Origin of the sequence: Leclercia adecarboxylata, from assembly GCF_035787115.1 — a bacterium.
GTDB lineage: Bacteria > Pseudomonadota > Gammaproteobacteria > Enterobacterales > Enterobacteriaceae > Enterobacter > Enterobacter adecarboxylatus_E.
This window is the reverse complement of the sequence record NZ_JALKTL010000006.1, coordinates 233,924-252,195: the sequence shown is the minus strand read 5'-3', so window position 1 is coordinate 252,195 and position 18,272 is coordinate 233,924. Positions and strand designations below refer to the sequence as shown.

The window sequence follows — 18,272 nt, the reverse complement described above, 5'->3', positions numbered from 1 at the left end:
AATGGAACGAGTCAGTATTGTTGAGCGCCCGGACTGGCGCGAAAAAGCCACCGAATACGGTTTCAACTTTCACACCATGTACGGCGAGCCGTACTGGTGTGAAGATGCTTATTACAAGCTAACACTCGCTCAGGTTGAAAAGCTGGAAGCGGTGACGGCGGAACTGCATCAGATGTGCCTGAAGGTGGTAGAGAAGGTCATCGCCAGTGACGATCTGCTGACCAAATTCCGCATTCCTAAGCACACCTGGGGTTTTGTACGTCAGTCGTGGCTAACGCATCAGCCCTCGCTCTACTCTCGCCTCGATCTGGCGTGGGATGGCACCGGCGAGCCGAAGCTGCTCGAGAATAACGCCGATACCCCCACTTCCCTGTATGAAGCGGCCTTCTTCCAGTGGATCTGGCTGGAAGATCAGCAGAACGCGGGCCATCTGCCGGAGGGCAGCGATCAGTTCAACAGCCTGCAGGAAAAGCTGATTGAGCGCTTCGCTGAACTGCGCGAGCAGCACGGCTTCAACCTGCTGCACTTTGCCTGCTGTCGTGACACGGTCGAAGATCGCGGTACGGTACAGTATCTGCAGGACTGCGCCGCCGAAGCGGAAGTTGCCAGCGAGTTTCTCTACATGGAAGATATCGGGCTGGGCGAAAAAGGCCAGTTTACCGATCTGCAGGATCAGGTGATCAGCAACCTGTTCAAGCTCTACCCGTGGGAATACATGCTGCGCGAAGTCTTCTCAACCAAGCTGGAAGATGCAGGCGTTCGCTGGCTGGAACCGGCATGGAAGAGCATCATCTCCAACAAAGCCCTGTTGCCGCTGCTGTGGGAGATGTTCCCGAACCACCCGAATCTGCTGCCTGCGTACTTCGCAGAAGATGACTATCCGCAGATGGATAAGTATGTCAAAAAGCCGATTTTCTCCCGCGAGGGGGCCAACGTGTCGATTATCGAAAACGGTAACACCGTGGAAGCGGTAGAAGGCCCGTATGGTGAAGAAGGGATGATCGTCCAGCAGTTCTGCCAGCTACCTAAGTATGGTGACAGCTACATGCTGATTGGCAGCTGGCTGATCAACGATCAGCCTGCCGGCATTGGCATTCGCGAAGATCGCGCACTGATCACCCAGGATCTGTCGCGCTTCTATCCACATATTTTTGTGGAGTAGTTGATTTGCCGGGTTTGTGCGGCCTGATGCCCTCACCCCGGCCCTCTCCCACAGGGAGAGGGTGCAAACACTAAAAACGGTAACAAAAGTTACCGTTTTGCATTTATTCCCCCACCTGTACCGACAGCATACTCAGGCTACCCATCTCGATTCCCTCGACCGGGATCGTAACCGCCTCATGACCATCCCACGCGCCTAAGATATAGAGCAGCGGCAGGAAGTGTTCCGCCGTCGGGTTCGAGAGCGAGCCGCCTTCATGCGCCAGATAATTCACCAGCGGATGCTCTTCAGCCGGCCCCTGCCAGGTCAGGTTTTCTTTTACGTAATCGTTGAACGACGTCGCCCACGGATATGGCGTATTTTCTCCGTGCCAACGGGCGGTGCGCAGGTTGTGTACCACGTTGCCGCTGGCTACCAGCATGATGCCCTCGTCACGCAGGGCAGCAAGTTTTTTGCCTGTCTCCAGGTGCCAGGCCGCCGGTCTGGTACTGTCGATACTGAGCTGCACCATCGGGATATCGGCATCCGGGTACATTTTGATCAGCACGCCCCAGGAGCCGTGGTCAAAGCCCCACGCCTCTTTATCGAGGGTCACCGGAACAGGTGCCAACAGCTCCACCAGCTGTTGTGCCAGGGCCGGTGAACCCGGTGCCGGATAGTGCGTGTCGTACAGCGCCTGCGGGAAGCCACCGAAATCATGGAGAGTTTTTGGTGCCTCCATCGCGGTGACGCCGGTCCCACGGGTAAACCAGTGTGCAGAAATCACCACAATAGCTTTCGGACGCGGCAACGTCTCTCCCAGATGCCGCCAGGCGCGGGTATAGACGTTATCCTCCAGCACGTTCATAGGGCTACCGTGCCCCAAAAACAGCGCTGGCATTCGAGAAGATGTCATGGTGATATCCTTACACAAGATGTCGATTTGATAGCTTTACCTTACCCGGTATCAGGATAAGATGAACTCTGATAACCATGATGAAGATCATCAGGAAATTTGAATGTAAGGGATCTGTAAAGGCGACTATACCCGCTCGCTTTGCGCGCGATTAGCCTTTAATATGAATGAGAATCATTATCATAAGGAGAGGTGAATGTCAGTTCCCCTGATTCTGACTATTCTTGCAGGCGCCGCCACCTTTATCGGCGCCATGCTCGGCGTGTTGGGCCAGAAGCCCTCAAACCGCGTGCTGGCATTTTCCCTCGGCTTTGCCGCCGGGATTATGCTGCTCATCTCCCTGATGGAGATGTTACCCGCCGCCCTGGGCACCGAGGGCATGTCGCCGGTGCTCGGCTACGGAATGTTCGTCTTTGGCCTGCTGGGCTATTTTGCGCTGGACCGAATGCTGCCCCACGCACATCCGCAGGATCTGATGCAAAAAGGAAGTCAGCCGCTGCCCCGCAACCTGCGACGCACCGCGCTATTGCTGACGCTGGGTATCAGCCTGCATAACTTCCCTGAAGGCGTTGCCACTTACGTGACCGCCAGCAACAATCTGGAGTTAGGTTTTGGTATTGCGCTGGCGGTGGCCTTGCACAATATTCCCGAGGGGCTGGCGGTTGCCGGGCCGGTCTATGCGGCCACGGGGTCAAAGCGTAAAGCGGTATTCTGGGCCGGCATTTCCGGTATGGCGGAGATCGCAGGTGGTGTACTGGCGTGGTTGATTCTCGGTAGCCTGATCTCGCCAATCGTGATGGCAGCCATTATGGCGGCAGTGGCGGGTATTATGGTGGCGCTGTCGGTGGACGAGCTGATGCCGCTCGCCAAAGAGATCGACCCTAATAACAATCCCAGCTACGGCGTGCTGTGCGGGATGTCGGTGATGGGGTTGAGTCTGGTACTGCTCCAGACGGCAGGAATAGGATAAAAAAAACGCCGGGTTAACCCGGCGTTTTTTATGCTGCGTTATCAGCTGGCTTTGCGCTCGTGCGCCTGGCGATACGCCACCAGATCTTCGATAGTCACAACAGCCATGTTGTGTTTAACCGCAAAGTCGATGCATTCCGGCGCGCGGGCCATAGAACCATCATCGTTGGTCAGTTCACACAGGACACCGGCGGGTTTGAAACCGGCCAGCGTAACCAGATCGATAGTCGCTTCGGTGTGGCCGCCGCGAGTCAGTACGCCGCCCGGCTGCGCGCGCAGCGGGAAGACGTGGCCCGGACGGTTCAGGTCAGAAGGTTTCGCCCCATCAGCAATGGCGGCACGCACGGTGGTAACGCGATCCGCGGCAGAAACACCGGTGGTCACGCCGCTGGCAGCTTCGATGGTGACGGTAAAACCTGTACCGAAGGCGCTGGTGTTGTTCTCTACCATCATCGGCAGTTCCAGCTGTTTACGACGATCTTCGGTGATACACAGGCAAACAATACCGCTACCGTGACGAATGGTCAGCGCCATCTGTTCTACGGTCATGGTTTCGGCGGCGAAAATCATATCGCCTTCGTTTTCACGATCTTCATCGTCAAGTACCATCACGCCGCGGCCTTCGCGAAGCGCAGCAAGCGCATGCTCAACACGGTCAGTAGAGGTACCGAAAGAGGAAAGGAGCGTCTGATTCATGGTAAATAAACCTCATTAATATTATGGTTACCAGAATCAGGGCAGTCTTAGGAGCGCCGTACTACGGCAAAAAAATAACGTGAGCGGGCCTCGCCCGGCTGGTTCGTTACTCTCTCCCATCCGGACTTTAACCGTCGGCCCCGGAATTACACCGGATCTGCTGACCTTTGAATTTGCACCCAAAGCGCTCGCGGGCTTTCAACATGGTGTTGATTTACCGCCGGTGGGGAATTTCGCCCCGCCCTGAGAATAAGCGGGATAACTATAACGCTAATGATTATGTTCGGCAACGCATAAGCTTCACACAATTCTGGTTTAAGGATCCCTGTAACGCGCTACAATGGTTCTAAAGACCATTTATTCAAGGGAACTATGATGATCGACCCAAAAAAAATTGAACAACTTGCCCGCCAGGTTCATGAATCCATGCCGAAAGGTGTGCGTGAGTTTGGTGATGACGTTGAGAAGAAAATCCGTCAGGTGCTGCAGGCGCAGCTGATGCGTCTGGATTTGGTCAGTCGTGAAGAGTTTGACGTGCAGACGCAGGTTCTGCTGCGCACCCGCGAGAAGATTGCCCTGCTGGAGCAGCGCCTGACCGAGCTGGAAAACCGCAACGTCACCGAAGAGGTGAAACCGGCCCCGGCGATCCCACCGGTTAACGACGTGGAATAATGCCCGGCGGCGCTTCGCTTGCCCGGGCCTGGGTTATCAGGTAGGCCGGGTAAGGCGAAGCTGCCACCCGGCAAAAAAACGGGCCTTGCGGCCCGTTTTTTATTTCTCACTGTCTTTCTGGATCTTTTTGATGATGTTGGTGGTTGAACACCCGTCTTCAAAGTTGAGCACCATCACTTCCCCGCCGTTGGCCCACACCTCTTCGCTGCCCGCGATTTGTTCCGGCTTGTAGTCACCGCCTTTAACCAGCAGGTCCGGCAGGATCCCGGCAATCAGACGCTGCGGGGTGTCCTCTTCGAAGGAGACCACCCAGTCCACCGCTTCCAGCGCGCCCAGCACGATCATACGTTGCTCAAGCGGATTCACCGGTCGGGTCTCCCCCTTCAGGCGCCTGGTGGAGGCATCGCTGTTCACCGCCACAATCAGGCGGTCGCCCAGCTTGCGCGCATTTGCCAGATAAGAGACGTGGCCGGCGTGCAGAATATCGAACACGCCGTTGGTCATCACCACTTTCTCACCACGCTTACGCGCGGCGGCCACGGCCACCTTCAGCTCGTCTTCGTTCATGACGCCAAAACCGGTTTCGGCACGGCCACGCACCGCGTTTTCCAGTTCGATTGGGGAAACGGTTGAGGTACCCAGCTTGCCGACGACCACGCCCGCCGCGGCATTGGCAAAGTAGCAGGCCTCTTCCAGGGTATTACCGGCAGCCAGCGTTGCCGCCAGCACGCCAATCACCGTATCGCCCGCCCCGGTGACGTCATACACTTCCTGCGCCTGGGTGGGCATATGCAGCGGCGCTTTACCCGGCTGCAGCAGGGTCATCCCCTGCTCAGAACGGGTCACCAGCAGGGCGGAGAAGTCAAAATCGGCGATGATCTTCATGCCGCGTTCGACGATCTCATCCTCGGTTTTGCATTTACCCGCCACCGCTTCGAATTCAGAGAGGTTAGGCGTCAGCAGCGTGGCACCGCGATAGCGTTCGAAATCGGTTCCTTTCGGGTCGATCAGCACCGGCACACCGGAAGCACGCGCCAGTTTAATCATCTGCTGGACGCTCGCCAGCGCCCCTTTCGCGTAGTCGGAGAGCACCAGCGCGCCGATGTTGCCCAGCGCCTGGTTGATGCGCTCGTGCAGCGGCTCAGGATCCACGCCTTCAAAGCCCTCTTCAAAGTCGAGGCGGATCAGCTGCTGGTTGCGTGACAGCACGCGCAGCTTGGTGATGGTCGGGTGCGTCGGGACAGAAACGAAATCACATTTAACGTTCACATCCGCCAGCGTCTTGCTCAACGCCCGTGCCGCATCGTCGATGCCGGTCAGCCCGACCAGACGTGAATGCGCCCCGAGAGAAGCAATGTTCATCGCCACGTTTGCCGCGCCGCCAGGACGCTCTTCAATGGTATCCACCTTCACCACCGGGACCGGGGCTTCCGGGGAAATGCGGCTGGTTGGCCCATACCAGTAGCGATCCAGCATCACATCGCCAACCACCATAACTCCAGCACGTTCAAACTCTGGCAGTGTTACTTTCATTCCTGACTCCAGAAAGATTCACAATTTGCGCGCGATAATATCACACTTGTTTTGTTACGCACGGTTCCACCAGCCACTTCTGCCAGCAGGCGCGCACCAGCTCTCGCTCGGCGTTAAAACAGTCGAGCGGCAGATGACCGGGCTGCTCCTGCAGCGCCAGATGGTGCAGTTCATCGCGCAGCGTGGTGTAAGCGCGGGTCAACGCCAGCGCTTCGTGCTCGTCCATAATGTCGTTCTGCGCCAGCAGCTCCAGAATGCGCACGTTATCCGACCAGCGGGTCAGCTTCGGTTTGGCGTGGGCGTCGCGGAGCACCAGGTACTGGGTAATAAATTCGATGTCGGTAATGCCTCCCTCATCGGCTTTAATATCAAAGCGATCCCGGTGCTTATTCCCCAGATGGGCGCGCATTTTCTCACGCATCTCGCGCACTTCGGTTTGTAGCGTCTGGCCTTCGCGCGTGGCGGTCAACACATCACGACGAATGGCGTCAAACTGCCCTTTAAGCATAGGGTCGCCATACACCACGCGGGCGCGCACCAGCGCCTGATGCTCCCAGGTCCAGGCTTCATTCTTCTGATACTCGGCAAAGGATTCGGTGGAGGTGACCAGCATGCCCGCCGCCCCGGACGGACGCAGACGGGCGTCCACCTCATACAGAATGCCCGACGAGGTGCGGGTGCTGAACAGGTGCATAATGCGCTGGGCCAGGCGCAGGTAGAACTGACGCCCGTCGATTTCACGCTCGCCGTCGGTCATCACATCCACCGGGCAGTCGTGCAGGAAAATCAGATCCAGATCGGAGCTGTAGCCCAGCTCCCAGCCGCCCAGCTTGCCATATCCCACCACCGCAAAGCCGCGCCCTTCCCGATCGGCCAGGTGCTTCGGCTGGCCGTAACGCGCCACCATTTGTACCCACGCCTGATGGACAACGGCATCGATAATTGCTTCCGCCAGCCAGGTTAAGTGATCGCTCACTTTCATCACCGGCAGCGTTCCGGCGATATCGGCGGCAGCCACGCGCAGCAGCTGCGCCTGCTTAAACTGGCGCAGCGCCTCCAGCTGTTGCTCTTCGTCCTCTTCCGGCACCCGCAGCAGATACTGGCGCAGCTCGTCGCGATAGGCGTCGGTCGCCGTCGGCTGATACAGGGTATTAGGATCGAGCAGTTCATCCAGCAGCAGCGGATAGCGCGCCAGCTTAGTCGCCACCATCGGCGAGGCGGCACAAAGAGAGATCAGGTGCTTGAGCGCGCCCGGGAACTCGCTGAGCAGCTCCAGATAGGTGGTGCGGGTGATGATCCCGCTGAGCAGCGGTGTCAGACGCGACAGTGGCACCGGCGCATCGGCGCGGGAGCAGACGTCGCTAAGCAGGTACGGCATCAGATGATCGAGCACCTGGCGTCCGCGCGGGCCAATGGCGCGCTTGTTCAGTTCAAGGCGGAAATCGGCAATCAGCGCCACCACCCGATGGCGATCGTCATTGCTGAGATGCGCCAGCACCGGGGTGGTGTCATCTTCCTGCAGCGCATCCTGCCACAGCTCGCGCCAGTGCTCAGACAGCTCGTCATCCTGCGACTCGCTCTCATCGTCGCCAATCAGGTCGTTAAAAATACGGCGCACCGCGGCCATATGCGCATCCAGCGCGTCGGTCAGCGCCCGCCAGTCGTCCACGCGCATCCCCCAGGCGAGGCGGGCGCGATTCAGTTCATCCCCCGGCAGGGTCTGGGTTTGTTCGTCATTAATGCTCTGCAGCAGGTTCTCCAGACGACGCAAAAAGAGATAAGCGTCGCGCAGGATTTGCGCATCGCCTTCCGCCAAAAGGTTCAGCTGCGCAATAGCCGCAAGCGTTGGCAGCAGGGAGCGGGATTGCAACGATGGCTCACGCCCACCGCGGATCAGCTGGAACACCTGGACGATAAACTCGATTTCGCGGATGCCGCCCGCCCCGAGCTTGATGTTGTCTTTCAGGCCGCGGCGCCGCACTTCGCGGGCAATCATCCCTTTCATGTTGCGCAGCGACTGAATAACGCTGAAATCGATATAGCGACGGAACACGAACGGGCGCAGCATGGCGCGCAGCTCGCTGGCATACACGCCGTCGTTATCGCCCATGATCCGCGCCTTAACCATCGCGTAGCGCTCCCAGTCGCGCCCCTGCTCCTGGTAGTAGTCTTCCAGCGCGGCAAAGCTCAGCACCAGCGGCCCGCTGTCGCCAAACGGGCGCAGGCGCATATCCACGCGATAGACAAAGCCATCCTGCGTGGGTTGATCCAGGGCCTTAATCAGCCGTTGCCCGAGGCGGGTAAAGAACTGGGCGTTATCCAGCTCACGCCGTCCGCCACGGGTGGCGCCCTTCTCCGGCCAGGCGAAAATCAGGTCGATGTCCGACGAGAAATTGAGTTCGCCGCCCCCCAGTTTGCCCATCCCTAAAATCAGCAGCGGCTGCGGCGTGCCCTGCTCACTGCACGGCGTGCCCCACTCGCGGCAGCAGGCGTCGTAGAGCCAGTCGCGCGCGGCGACGATCAGCGTCTCCGCCAGCACGCTTAGCTGCTGCAGGGTGCTCTCTTCACTTACCAGCATCAGCGCCTGCGCCCAGGCGATGCGCACCATCACCCGTCGGCGGAAATGGCGCAGCTCGCGCATCAGCGCAGCCTCATCGCTGATATCCACCAGCGCGTCGCGTAACCATCTGGCGTAGTGCTGCCACTCCTCCGCCTGTGGTGGCGCGGCCTCCAGTTCGCTCAGCCAGTCAGGATGGGCCGTAACGCTCTCCTGCACAAAGTCGCTGAACGCCAGCACCTGCCGGGCCTTCTCGCTTAATGACGAGGCGGGTAATGCTTCCGGCAGACGCTCACACACCGTCTGCCACTGCTGCTGTAATTGTGAAGAAAGCGGCATCATTAGGGTTCCTTGCCTGCGTTAACGTTTTCCGCTGTGCAGCCAGAATGGCTCCTGCGAAATGGCTTCGTTACGGAAATGCTCAATTTCAATGTGCTGGCGCGTCTTAATGGCATGCAGCAACCCTTGCCAGTTTTCCAGCCAGGCGCGGGCCAGAGGGCCGTCATACGCCCCAGCCAGCAGCAGGATGCTGTCGATATTACGCGCCAGACGAATCAGCTGATCGCCATACTGATCCCCCAGCGGATGCGCGAACGTGGTTCTCAGTTCGGCGGCGTGACGGGAGAGGTGGATATCGGCGAAGCGCTTAAAGTTTTCCGCTATTTTGGCCTGCGCTTTTGCATCAAGGAAGGTGCGCCAGCCGCGCGTCACCAGAAACTCGGTCAGCGCCAGTTTCGCGGTGGCGGTTTGCGGGCTGTAAACTACCGTCTCGGCAGAGACATCCGACGCCATCAGGGTTTCGGTCTGGGTCAGCAGATCGCGTAAGTGAGTGCTCGCTTTACGTGGCACAATACCGCCGAACAGCGTCAGGCTATGGCGCACCAGGGCAATCGCCTCCAGCACCCCGGCTTTCGCGCCTTTCACGCCGCGAACCCACAGCTCTTCGTGATGTTGCCACTGGCTCAGCGCCAGCTCCAGCGACGCTTCAAACCCCTGCTCAATGGAAGATTTCGGCGCGACGCGCATAATCTCAAGCGGTTTCAGGGTGCGCGGCGCATTGCCCTGCGCCAGATGATAGCCGCGAGCCGCCTTGCTCAGGCTCCCCTGACGCAGCCCGCTCTGGGTCACCAGCTTGCGCGCCAGCTTCAGCACGTCATCGGCATGGCCTTCCAGCAGCTCCAGTTCCAGCTCGCAAATGGGTTCCTGGAACTCGCCCGCTTTCACCTCGCCCCGGTCGAGGGCGATTTCAATGCGGCTTTTCCCTTCGTTCACCAGCCACTTTTCGCGCCAGAAATCGGTGCTGAACAGCGGGTTCACGCTCTCTGCCAGACCTTCAGGCAGCTGGCCTTCCGGCCACACTTCCGTCGGGAAACGCGACAGATCCAGCGCAGGCTGGTCAATCTCAATGTTGTATTCCGGGCGCTGATGCAGGCCACCGACCACGCGTCCGGCGATTTTCATGGTCATCTCATAGCGACCATCAACCCCGCGAATGCGCAGCCCCATATCATGGCGACGCAGCCACAGGTCCTGGGTTTCGTAATAGATGTTGAGCAGTTGCACCGGCTCGTGATGTTCGCCTGTCAGCTGATGCAGATGGTTTCGCAGCGCCTCGACGCTGTCATTTTCAATGATAAACTTTAATTCGATTTCCTGAGCCATGGCCTTGTTCTTTTGATTGCAGCACTGCGGGGTAAATTTCGGCGAACTTACTCGCCACTTTTTTGTCAGTAGATAGTATTTTGCGCCAGATTGCCACGCAATGAGCAATTTGTCGGGCGTAAAGTTTATTAAAATGGCAAACCGTACACAGAGGATTCCGAATGCTGACGAATCCTTTGCGTGGAGAAGCCGTTACCACTACTATCGTTCCACTTTTTATGAAAATAACGACTGCCTGATGCTTAAATTACGCCTAATCGGACTGACATTACTTGCTTTTAGCGCCGCAACAGCGGTTCACGCTGAAGAGAAACGCTACGTTTCTGACGAACTGAACACCTGGGTACGCAGTGGACCGGGTGACAATTATCGCCTCGTGGGTACGATTAATGCCGGCGAGGAAGTGGTGCTGTTACAGAGCAACGCAGACTCCAGCTATGGCCAGGTGCGCGACAGCAGCGGCCGTACCGCCTGGATCCCATTGAAAGAGCTTAGCACCAGCCCAAGCCTGCGCACCCGCGTGCCGGATCTGGAAAATCAGGTCAAAACCCTGACCGATAAACTGACCAATATCGACGCCACCTGGAACCAGCGCACGGCTGAAATGCAGCAGAAAGTGGCGCAGAGTGACGGGGTGATCAACGGTCTCAAAGACGAAAACCAGAAGCTGAAAAACGAGCTTATCGTCGCCCAGAAAAAGGTGAGCGCAGCCAACCTGCAGCTGGATGACAAACAGCGCACCATCATCATGCAGTGGTTTATGTATGGCGGCGGGGTGCTGGGTATGGGTCTGCTGCTGGGTCTGGTGCTACCGCATCTGGTGCCGAGCCGTAAGCGTAAAGATCGCTGGATGAACTAAATCGCTATCTCTGCCACACTTACGTATTATTGCCATTTTTAATACGGGAGAGTGTGGCGTGAAGATTTATCTGGTCGGTGGTGCGGTTCGTGATGCGTTGTTAGGTCTGCCGGTCAAAGATAAAGACTGGGTGGTGGTAGGCGCCACCCCTCAGGAGATGCTCGATGCGGGCTACCAGCAGGTAGGTCGCGATTTTCCTGTCTTTCTGCACCCACAAAGCCGCCAGGAGTACGCGCTGGCGCGTACCGAGCGCAAATCCGGCGTCGGCTATACCGGCTTCACCTGTCATGCCGCTCCGGACGTCACCCTCGAAGAAGATTTGCAGCGCCGCGATCTGACCATTAATGCCCTTGCCCAGGATGAACATGGCCATATCGTCGATGCGTATGGCGGTAAAACGGATCTGCAAAACCGCATCCTGCGCCATGTCTCCCCCGCTTTTTCTGAAGATCCGCTGCGCGTGCTGCGCGTGGCGCGTTTTGCGGCCCGCTATGCCCATCTGAGCTTTCGCATCGCCGATGAAACGATGGCGCTGATGACCGCGATGACTGACGCAGGAGAGCTGGAACATCTCACCCCCGAACGCGTGTGGAAAGAGACCGAGAACGCGCTGAGCACGCGCAACCCGCAGGTTTACTTTCAGGTGCTGCGCGACTGCGGGGCGCTGAAGGTGCTGTTTCCGGAAGTGGACGCGCTGTTTGGCGTGCCGGCTCCGGCGAAGTGGCACCCGGAAATCGATACCGGCATCCACACCCTGATGACCCTGAGTATGGCGGCGATGCTGAGCCCGGAGGTGGACGTCCGCTTTGCCACGCTGTGCCACGACCTCGGCAAGGGATTAACCCCACCCGAGCTCTGGCCACGCCATCACGGTCATGGCCCGGCGGGCGTCCGGCTGGTTGAAAGGATCTGCCAGCGGATGCGGGTGCCCAACGAGATCCGCGATCTGGCGAAGCTGGTCGCGGAGTTCCATGACCTGATCCACACCTTCCCGATCCTCAAACCCGCCACCATCATCAAACTGTTCGACAGCATTGACGCCTGGCGCAAGCCGCAGCGCGTGGAGCAGATCGCCTTAACCAGCGAAGCCGACGTGCGCGGACGCACCGGATTCGAAGCCAGCGATTACCCACAGGGGCGGTTGCTGCGTGAAGCCTGGGAGGTGGCGAAAGCCGTGCCGACGAAAGCGGTAGTGGAGGCCGGATTTAAAGGCCCGGAGATTCGTGAAGAGTTAACAAAACGGCGGATTAAGGCGGTTGCGGCCTGGAAGGAACAGCGTTGCCCTCAGCCTGAAAGCTGAGGGCGGGCAAATCAGAAGAAGACCACGTACACCGCGGCCGCCACGATAAAGCGATAGATGGCGAACGGAATAAACGAGATGCGCTTGATCAGCTGCAGGAAGGTTTTGATGGCGATCAGCGCCACGATAAAGGCGGTGATAAAGCCCACGGCAAACATCGGGATGTCGCTTGCGGTCAGGAAGTGGTAGCTCTTGTAGAGATCGAGCGCGGTGGCGCCCATCATCATCGGCACTGCCAGCAGGAATGAGAACTCAGAGGCCGCATAGCGACTCACGCCCATCAGCATCCCACCCGAAATCGTTGCCCCGGAGCGGGAGAAGCCCGGCCACAGCGCCAGACACTGGAAGCAGCCAATCATAAACGCCTGACGGTAGGTCATGTCGTCCAGACCCGGCGCGCGAGGCTCTTTTGGCTTCAGCAGTTCGGCGGCAATCAGCAGGACGCCGCCGACCACCAGGGCATACATCACGTTAATCGGGTTAAACAGCGATTTGATGGTGTCATGAAGCACCAGACCCAGCACCACTGCCGGAATCATCCCGAGCAGAATATGCAGCAGCGTCAAACGCCCCTTGCCGGTGCCTTCATGCGGTGGATGACCAAAGTGGATGCCAATCAGGCCGAACAGGCGCCGCCAGAACATCACCACCACCGCCAGAATGGATCCTAACTGGATCACCACCTCAAAGGTTTTCGCCGTTTCGCCCTCAAATCCCAGCAGGTGGCCAACAATGATCATGTGGCCTGTACTGGAAACCGGTAAAAACTCTGTCAATCCTTCGACCACACCCAGTATTGCTGCCACCAGCAGGGAGTGCATATCGCTCATCAATTAACCCCTAAAAGACAGAAAAAACGGGCTACCGCAGGGGTAACCGTAAAAGGAACAGCTGTAAGACTGATTTAACAGGAATTGGTTTAACTATTATACCGTTAAATATTTCCTTTCAGATTTTGGCTACGCTCAATAATAACGCCGACGTTGGCCGCCCGCGCCACCGCGCCAGGCTTGCTGACTTTGATGCGCACCCACGGGGAGTTAAAGCGGCTGAGCAGCAGCTCCGCCACCTCTTCCGCCACGCGCTCCACCAGTGCAAAACGCTGGCCTTCCACGTGGCTGATGACCGCTTCACTCACGTCGGCATAGCTCAGACAGTCGTTCACATCATCGCTTTTTGCCGCGGCAACGTTATCCCAGCCCATTTCGATATCGAACACGAGTTTCTGTTCGATGGTCTGCTCCCAGTCATACACCCCGATAGTGGTGATTACCGAAAGTTGCTCTATAAATACTATATCCATCACGACCTGCCTGGTTTTTGGCTAAACCGGATACCACTCCCGGCGAATTATGCGTATTATCCACAGATGCTAAGTACAAAACGACATTTTCAAAACGGAACAGCGTTATGAGTGCAATCGCGCCTGGAATGATCCTCCTCGCCTACCTTTGCGGCTCAATTTCCAGCGCCATTCTGGTCTGCCGTATCGCCGGGTTACCTGACCCACGCGAGAGCGGGTCCGGGAATCCGGGGGCGACCAATGTACTACGAATTGGCGGCAAAGGAGCAGCCGTAGCGGTTTTGATTTTTGACGTGTTGAAAGGAATGCTTCCGGTCTGGGGCGCGTATGCTCTGGGCGTCACCCCCTTCTGGCTGGGGCTGATTGCCATTGCCGCCTGTCTGGGCCACATCTGGCCGGTTTTCTTTGGTTTTAAAGGCGGAAAAGGCGTGGCCACCGCGTTCGGTGCTATTGCCCCTATTGGCTGGGATCTCACCGGCGTGATGGCGGGTACCTGGCTGCTGAGCGTGTTGCTGAGCGGTTACTCTTCTCTTGGCGCCATCGTCAGCGCGCTGATTGCGCCGTTTTATGTCTGGTGGTTTAAGCCGCAGTTTACCTTCCCGGTGTCGATGCTCTCTTGTCTGATCCTGTTGCGTCACCATGACAATATTCAGCGGTTGTGGCGGCACCAGGAGACGAAGATCTGGGCGCGGTTGAAGCGGAAGAAGAAAGAGACGCGGTAGGGTTTTATTTACTTTTAGTGGAATCGTTCCGTTCACTCCTGGTCCTCTGCTGTCTGACTGCCTCTCTGCGGTGAACGTGTTAAGGGGGCTATCGCCGCCCCCTTAACAATCCCGGCTCCCGGCAAAGAAAATCGCCGCTTCGCGGTCCCCTCAGCTTATTCCCTTCGGCTTTCGGGTCGGGCGTGATCCTACATCCATGTAGGTCACGCCCTCTCGGCGCATCCCTGCGCCTCGCCCCGGCCTGCGGTCAACGCTTCGGCGATTTTCAGCCGGACCAGGCAACTCCTCAACCTCCTCAGCCGCCTGAATGTGGCACGGGTGTTGAGTCCCCGCCGAAATCGGCGAACCGGAGACCGGATGACAAGGGCTGGACGCCAGGGATGGCGGCCAGAGGCGAATCGAGACAGACAAAATTGCTGGGAGCAATTTTGAACAACGCTTGCGTTGGCCCCGAAGGGGCGAGTCCCAGGGACAGGACGAGTAATCACGAGTTGAGCCGACCGCAGGCAGCAGGTCGTAAGGTGAGCGTAGTGCGAAGCACCAATTTCATTGCGGGGGAGCCGGGATTGCAAAGGGGGCGGCAGCAGCCCCCTTTGCACGTTCACCGCAGCGGGATACCCATAAAGCAGAGGACCAGGAGTGAACGGAACCCTTCCACCGCTGCCTCATAATATTTCCCCCCACCGCCCCCCCATCCATAAGCGACTCATATGACAGCCTTCATTTCCGCCAGGGCATACTAAAAACCCCCGACAGCGAGCAGATGGATAAAGCATGTCAGCAACTCAGGCGAATGAAAAAACAGTGCAAGGCTGGCAGGCATCGCTTGCGCTGCGCTTTTCCCACACGCCTGAAAAAACCCTCCTTCGCTCAGCCCGCCACGTCGGGCCGCTCACCGTGCAACGCCCGTTTTACCCCGAAGGCGAGACCTGTCACCTGTATCTTCTGCATCCTCCTGGCGGGATTGTCGGCGGAGATGAACTGGCGATTACTGTCCACCTTGAGCCCGAAAGCCATGCGCTGATCACCATGCCCGGCGCCAGCAAGTTCTACCGCAGCAACGGCGCGCTGGCGCGACTGGCGCAGCACTTCACCCTGGATGAGCAGGCGACGCTGGAGTGGCTGCCGCAGGACACGATTTTCTTCCCCGGTAGTCACGCCGCCCTGCGCTCGGTGTTTCATCTGCAGCGCAGCAGCACGCTGCTGGCCTGGGAGCTGTTTTGCCTCGGCCGCCCGGTCATCAACGAAACCTTCAGCCACGGGCAGATCGAAAGCCGCCTTGAAGTCTGGCTTGAGGGCGAACCCCTGTTAATCGAACGCCAGCACCTGGCGGACGGCGATCTGACTCCCGTGGCGGGACGCCCGTGGATTGGCACCCTGCTGTTTTATCCGGCAACCGAAACGCAGCTGGAGGAGGCCCGCGAAGCTCTGGCGCCGCTGGAACACTATGCCGGGGCCACCCTCACCGACGGCCTGCTGTCGGTGCGCTTTCTCGCGCATGACAACCTGATTTGCCAGCAGGCGATGCGTGAGATCTGGCAGCGCCTGCGTCCGCAGCTCATCGCCAAAGCCCCCTGTTCGCCCCGCATCTGGCACACCTGAGAGAAGCACGATGGAACTGACCCCCAGAGAAAAAGACAAGCTGTTGCTGTTTACCGCCGCACTGGTGGCCGAGCGTCGTCTCGCCCGTGGCGTAAAGCTCAATTACCCGGAATCGGTAGCCCTGATCAGCGCCTTCATTATGGAAGGGGCGCGCGACGGGCAGACGGTTGCGGAATTAATGGAAGCGGGCCGCCATGTGCTGACCCGCGCCCAGGTGATGGAGGGCGTGCCGGAGATGATCCCGGACATTCAGGTAGAAGCCACCTTTCCGGACGGCTCCAAGCTCGTCACCGTTCACAACCCGATCCTGTAAGGAGGCAGCATGATCCCAGGTGAATATCAGATACAACCCGGTCTGATCCGGATTAATGCGGATCGCGATACCCGGACGACGATCGTCGAGAACCACGGCGACCGCCCAATCCAGGTGGGATCCCACTACCACTTTTTTGAGGTGAACCCGGCGCTGAAGTTCGATCGTGAGGCCACCCGAGGCTACCGGCTTAACATTGCGGCGGGCACCGCCGTGCGCTTTGAGCCAGGACAAAAGCGTGCCGTCACCCTGGTAGCGGTCGCAGGCGCACAGCGTATTGTGGGATTTCGTGGCGAGGTAATGGGCGAGGTCAACCATGACTGAGATTTCACGTCAGGCATATGCCGATATGTTTGGCCCCACCACCGGGGATAAAGTTCGTCTGGCCGACACCGAACTGTGGATCGAAGTGGAAGACGATCGGACGATCTACGGTGAAGAGGTCAAATTCGGCGGCGGAAAAGTGATCCGCGACGGCATGGGCCAGGGGCAGATGCTGGCGCAGGCGTGCGTGGATCTGGTGCTGACCAACGCGCTGATCGTCGATCACTGGGGGATCGTCAAAGCGGATATCGGCGTGAAGGACGGCAGGATCTTCGCCGTCGGTAAAGCGGGCAACCCGGACATTCAGCCCGGCGTGACGATCCCGATTGGCGCGGCCACCGAAATTATTGCCGCCGAAGGGAAGATCGTCACCGCGGGCGGAGTCGATACCCACATCCACTGGATCTGCCCTCAGCAGGCGGAAGAGGCGCTGGTCTCCGGCGTCACCACCATGATCGGCGGCGGTACCGGCCCTGCCGCAGGCACCAACGCCACCACCTGCACGCCGGGCCCCTGGTATATCGCGCGCATGTTGCAGGCCGCCGACACGCTGCCGGTCAATATCGGCCTGCTGGGTAAAGGCAACGGCTCAAACCCCGACGCCCTGCGCGAGCAGGTTGCGGCCGGTGCTATCGGGCTGAAAATCCATGAGGACTGGGGCGCCACGCCTGCGGCCATTAACTGTTCCCTGACGGTCGCGGATGAGATGGATATCCAGGTGGCGCTGCACAGCGATACCCTTAATGAGTCCGGGTTTGTCGAGGATACCCTGGCAGCCATCGCCGGGCGTACCATCCACACCTTCCATACCGAAGGGGCGGGCGGCGGTCATGCACCGGATATCATCACCGCCTGCGCGCACCCGAATATTCTGCCCTCCTCCACCAACCCGACCCTGCCCTACACGGTCAATACCATCGACGAACATCTGGACATGCTGATGGTCTGTCACCATCTCGATCCCGATATCGCCGAGGACGTCGCTTTTGCCGAATCGCGTATTCGCCGGGAGACTATTGCCGCCGAAGACGTGCTGCACGACCTGGGCGCCTTCTCGCTCACCTCGTCAGACTCGCAGGCGATGGGCCGCGTAGGGGAAGTGATTATCCGCACCTGGCAGGTGGCACACCGCATGAAGGTACAGCGCGGCCCGCTGGCGGAGGAATCAGGCAATAACGATAACCTGCGGGTGAAACGCTATATCGCCAAGTACACCATTAACCCGGCGCTGACCCACGGCATCGCCCATGAGGTGGGATCGATTGAAGCCGGAAAACTGGCGGACCTGGTGGTCTGGTCCCCGGCCTTCTTTGGCGTGAAGCCCGCCACCATTATCAAAGGCGGGATGATCGCCTGCGCGCCGATGGGCGACATTAACGCCTCGATCCCCACCCCGCAGCCGGTGCACTACCGGCCGATGTTTGGCGCGCTGGGTGCCGCCCGCCACGCCACTCGCCTGACGTTTCTCTCGCAGGCTGCCGCCGATAACAGCATTGCGCAGCAGCTGAACCTGCAGAGCGCTACCGCGGTAGTCAAAGGCTGCCGGACGGTGAAGAAGGCCGACATGATCCACAACGGCCTGCAGCCAGACATTACCGTGGATGCGCAAACCTATGAGGTGCGCATTAACGGGGAGCTGATTACCAGCGCGCCGGCAGAGGTTCTGCCGATGGCGCAACGTTATTTCCTGTTCTGAGGAGCCT

General features: G+C 58.7%; 17 protein-coding genes and 1 riboswitch. Of the genes, 10 read left to right on the top strand and 7 right to left on the bottom strand.

Annotation, left to right across the window (positions count from 1 at the left end; genetic code table 11):
• The first annotated feature begins 1 nt into the window (after position 1).
• Positions 2–1,162: a glutathionylspermidine synthase family protein gene (locus MXM41_RS18490; RefSeq protein WP_325933567.1), complete on the top strand. Its 1,161-nt coding sequence runs from the start codon at positions 2–4 to the stop codon at positions 1,160–1,162.
• A gap of 103 nt (positions 1,163–1,265) precedes the next feature.
• On the opposite strand, the gene ygiD is transcribed toward MXM41_RS18490, so the two are convergent.
• Entirely contained in the window at positions 1,266–2,057 is a 792-nt protein-coding gene (gene ygiD / locus MXM41_RS18485) for a 4,5-DOPA dioxygenase extradiol (RefSeq protein ID WP_325933566.1), read from the bottom strand.
• A gap of 196 nt (positions 2,058–2,253) precedes the next feature.
• Here ygiD and zupT point away from each other — a divergent pair, with 196 nt between their 5' ends.
• Positions 2,254–3,027: a zinc transporter ZupT gene (gene zupT, locus MXM41_RS18480; RefSeq protein ID WP_325933565.1), complete on the top strand. Its 774-nt coding sequence runs from the start codon at positions 2,254–2,256 to the stop codon at positions 3,025–3,027.
• 41 nt (positions 3,028–3,068) lie between these two features.
• On the opposite strand, the gene ribB is transcribed toward zupT, so the two are convergent.
• Positions 3,069–3,722: a 3,4-dihydroxy-2-butanone-4-phosphate synthase gene (gene ribB / locus MXM41_RS18475; protein ID WP_325933564.1), complete on the bottom strand. Its 654-nt coding sequence runs from the start codon at positions 3,720–3,722 to the stop codon at positions 3,069–3,071.
• 104 nt (positions 3,723–3,826) lie between these two features.
• Positions 3,827–3,977, bottom strand: a riboswitch (FMN riboswitch).
• A 120-nt stretch (positions 3,978–4,097) separates the two neighbouring features.
• Here ribB and ubiK point away from each other — a divergent pair.
• The gene (gene ubiK, locus MXM41_RS18470) at positions 4,098–4,394 is read left to right on the top strand and encodes a ubiquinone biosynthesis accessory factor UbiK (RefSeq protein ID WP_325933562.1); all 297 of its coding nucleotides are present in this window, start codon (positions 4,098–4,100) and stop codon (positions 4,392–4,394) included.
• Between the two features lie 99 nt (positions 4,395–4,493).
• Here the strand turns inward: ubiK and hldE are convergent, their stop codons facing one another.
• The 3 genes from hldE to MXM41_RS18455 are packed head-to-tail and all read right to left on the bottom strand — an operon-like array spanning position 4,494 to position 10,146.
• Complete coding sequence (gene hldE / locus MXM41_RS18465) at positions 4,494–5,927, bottom strand: bifunctional D-glycero-beta-D-manno-heptose-7-phosphate kinase/D-glycero-beta-D-manno-heptose 1-phosphate adenylyltransferase HldE (protein WP_325933561.1); 1,434 nt, start codon at positions 5,925–5,927, stop codon at positions 4,494–4,496.
• Between the two features lie 40 nt (positions 5,928–5,967).
• Positions 5,968–8,826, bottom strand: a complete 2,859-nt coding sequence (gene glnE, locus MXM41_RS18460; protein ID WP_325933560.1) for a bifunctional [glutamate--ammonia ligase]-adenylyl-L-tyrosine phosphorylase/[glutamate--ammonia-ligase] adenylyltransferase — start codon at positions 8,824–8,826, stop codon at positions 5,968–5,970.
• A gap of 18 nt (positions 8,827–8,844) precedes the next feature.
• Positions 8,845–10,146 carry an inorganic triphosphatase gene (locus tag MXM41_RS18455; RefSeq protein ID WP_325933559.1) on the bottom strand — a complete coding sequence of 434 codons (1,302 nt, stop codon included), beginning with the start codon at positions 10,144–10,146 and terminating at the stop codon, positions 8,845–8,847.
• A gap of 238 nt (positions 10,147–10,384) precedes the next feature.
• On the opposite strand from MXM41_RS18455, the gene MXM41_RS18450 reads away from it, so the two are divergent.
• Positions 10,385–11,005: a TIGR04211 family SH3 domain-containing protein gene (locus MXM41_RS18450; protein ID WP_039031844.1), complete on the top strand. Its 621-nt coding sequence runs from the start codon at positions 10,385–10,387 to the stop codon at positions 11,003–11,005.
• 58 nt (positions 11,006–11,063) lie between these two features.
• A complete protein-coding gene (locus MXM41_RS18445) occupies positions 11,064–12,305 on the top strand; it encodes a multifunctional CCA addition/repair protein (RefSeq protein ID WP_325933557.1) in 1,242 nt (413 codons plus the stop codon).
• Between the two features lie 11 nt (positions 12,306–12,316).
• Here MXM41_RS18445 and bacA read toward each other — a convergent pair whose 3' ends face one another.
• Positions 12,317–13,135, bottom strand: a complete 819-nt coding sequence (gene bacA / locus MXM41_RS18440; protein WP_325933555.1) for an undecaprenyl-diphosphate phosphatase — start codon at positions 13,133–13,135, stop codon at positions 12,317–12,319.
• Positions 13,136–13,239: 104 nt separating this feature from the next.
• The gene (folB, locus tag MXM41_RS18435; RefSeq protein WP_114385734.1) at positions 13,240–13,608 is read right to left on the bottom strand and encodes a bifunctional dihydroneopterin aldolase/7,8-dihydroneopterin epimerase; all 369 of its coding nucleotides are present in this window, start codon (positions 13,606–13,608) and stop codon (positions 13,240–13,242) included.
• Between the two features lie 107 nt (positions 13,609–13,715).
• Between folB and plsY the strand changes: the two genes are divergently transcribed.
• The 5 genes from plsY to ureC all read left to right on the top strand — a co-directional run bounded on the left by plsY (position 13,716) and on the right by ureC (position 18,265).
• Positions 13,716–14,330: a glycerol-3-phosphate 1-O-acyltransferase PlsY gene (plsY, locus tag MXM41_RS18430; protein ID WP_114316766.1), complete on the top strand. Its 615-nt coding sequence runs from the start codon at positions 13,716–13,718 to the stop codon at positions 14,328–14,330.
• 774 nt (positions 14,331–15,104) lie between these two features.
• Positions 15,105–15,932: an urease accessory protein UreD gene (locus MXM41_RS18425; RefSeq protein WP_325933553.1), complete on the top strand. Its 828-nt coding sequence runs from the start codon at positions 15,105–15,107 to the stop codon at positions 15,930–15,932.
• A 10-nt stretch (positions 15,933–15,942) separates the two neighbouring features.
• Entirely contained in the window at positions 15,943–16,245 is a 303-nt protein-coding gene (locus tag MXM41_RS18420) for an urease subunit gamma (protein ID WP_039031754.1), read from the top strand.
• Positions 16,246–16,254: 9 nt separating this feature from the next.
• Positions 16,255–16,569, top strand: coding sequence for an urease subunit beta (locus tag MXM41_RS18415; protein WP_325933550.1), 315 nt, complete (start codon positions 16,255–16,257; stop codon positions 16,567–16,569).
• Positions 16,562–18,265 carry an urease subunit alpha gene (gene ureC / locus MXM41_RS18410; RefSeq protein WP_325933548.1) on the top strand — a complete coding sequence of 568 codons (1,704 nt, stop codon included), beginning with the start codon at positions 16,562–16,564 and terminating at the stop codon, positions 18,263–18,265. The genes MXM41_RS18415 and ureC overlap by 8 nt, the downstream gene beginning before the upstream one ends.
• Positions 18,266–18,272 lie beyond the last annotated feature (7 nt).

Coding starts and splice junctions, on each gene's coding strand:
- MXM41_RS18490 (WP_325933567.1), top strand. CDS start 2: ATGGAACGAGTCAGTATTGTTGAGCGCCCGGACTGGCGCGAAAAAGCC.
- ygiD (WP_325933566.1), bottom strand. CDS start 2,057: ATGACATCTTCTCGAATGCCAGCGCTGTTTTTGGGGCACGGTAGCCCT.
- zupT (WP_325933565.1), top strand. CDS start 2,254: ATGTCAGTTCCCCTGATTCTGACTATTCTTGCAGGCGCCGCCACCTTT.
- ribB (WP_325933564.1), bottom strand. CDS start 3,722: ATGAATCAGACGCTCCTTTCCTCTTTCGGTACCTCTACTGACCGTGTT.
- ubiK (WP_325933562.1), top strand. CDS start 4,098: ATGATCGACCCAAAAAAAATTGAACAACTTGCCCGCCAGGTTCATGAA.
- hldE (WP_325933561.1), bottom strand. CDS start 5,927: ATGAAAGTAACACTGCCAGAGTTTGAACGTGCTGGAGTTATGGTGGTT.
- glnE (WP_325933560.1), bottom strand. CDS start 8,826: ATGATGCCGCTTTCTTCACAATTACAGCAGCAGTGGCAGACGGTGTGT.
- MXM41_RS18455 (WP_325933559.1), bottom strand. CDS start 10,146: ATGGCTCAGGAAATCGAATTAAAGTTTATCATTGAAAATGACAGCGTC.
- MXM41_RS18450 (WP_039031844.1), top strand. CDS start 10,385: ATGCTTAAATTACGCCTAATCGGACTGACATTACTTGCTTTTAGCGCC.
- bacA (WP_325933555.1), bottom strand. CDS start 13,135: ATGAGCGATATGCACTCCCTGCTGGTGGCAGCAATACTGGGTGTGGTC.
- folB (WP_114385734.1), bottom strand. CDS start 13,608: ATGGATATAGTATTTATAGAGCAACTTTCGGTAATCACCACTATCGGG.
- plsY (WP_114316766.1), top strand. CDS start 13,716: ATGAGTGCAATCGCGCCTGGAATGATCCTCCTCGCCTACCTTTGCGGC.
- MXM41_RS18425 (WP_325933553.1), top strand. CDS start 15,105: ATGTCAGCAACTCAGGCGAATGAAAAAACAGTGCAAGGCTGGCAGGCA.
- MXM41_RS18420 (WP_039031754.1), top strand. CDS start 15,943: ATGGAACTGACCCCCAGAGAAAAAGACAAGCTGTTGCTGTTTACCGCC.
- MXM41_RS18415 (WP_325933550.1), top strand. CDS start 16,255: ATGATCCCAGGTGAATATCAGATACAACCCGGTCTGATCCGGATTAAT.
- ureC (WP_325933548.1), top strand. CDS start 16,562: ATGACTGAGATTTCACGTCAGGCATATGCCGATATGTTTGGCCCCACC.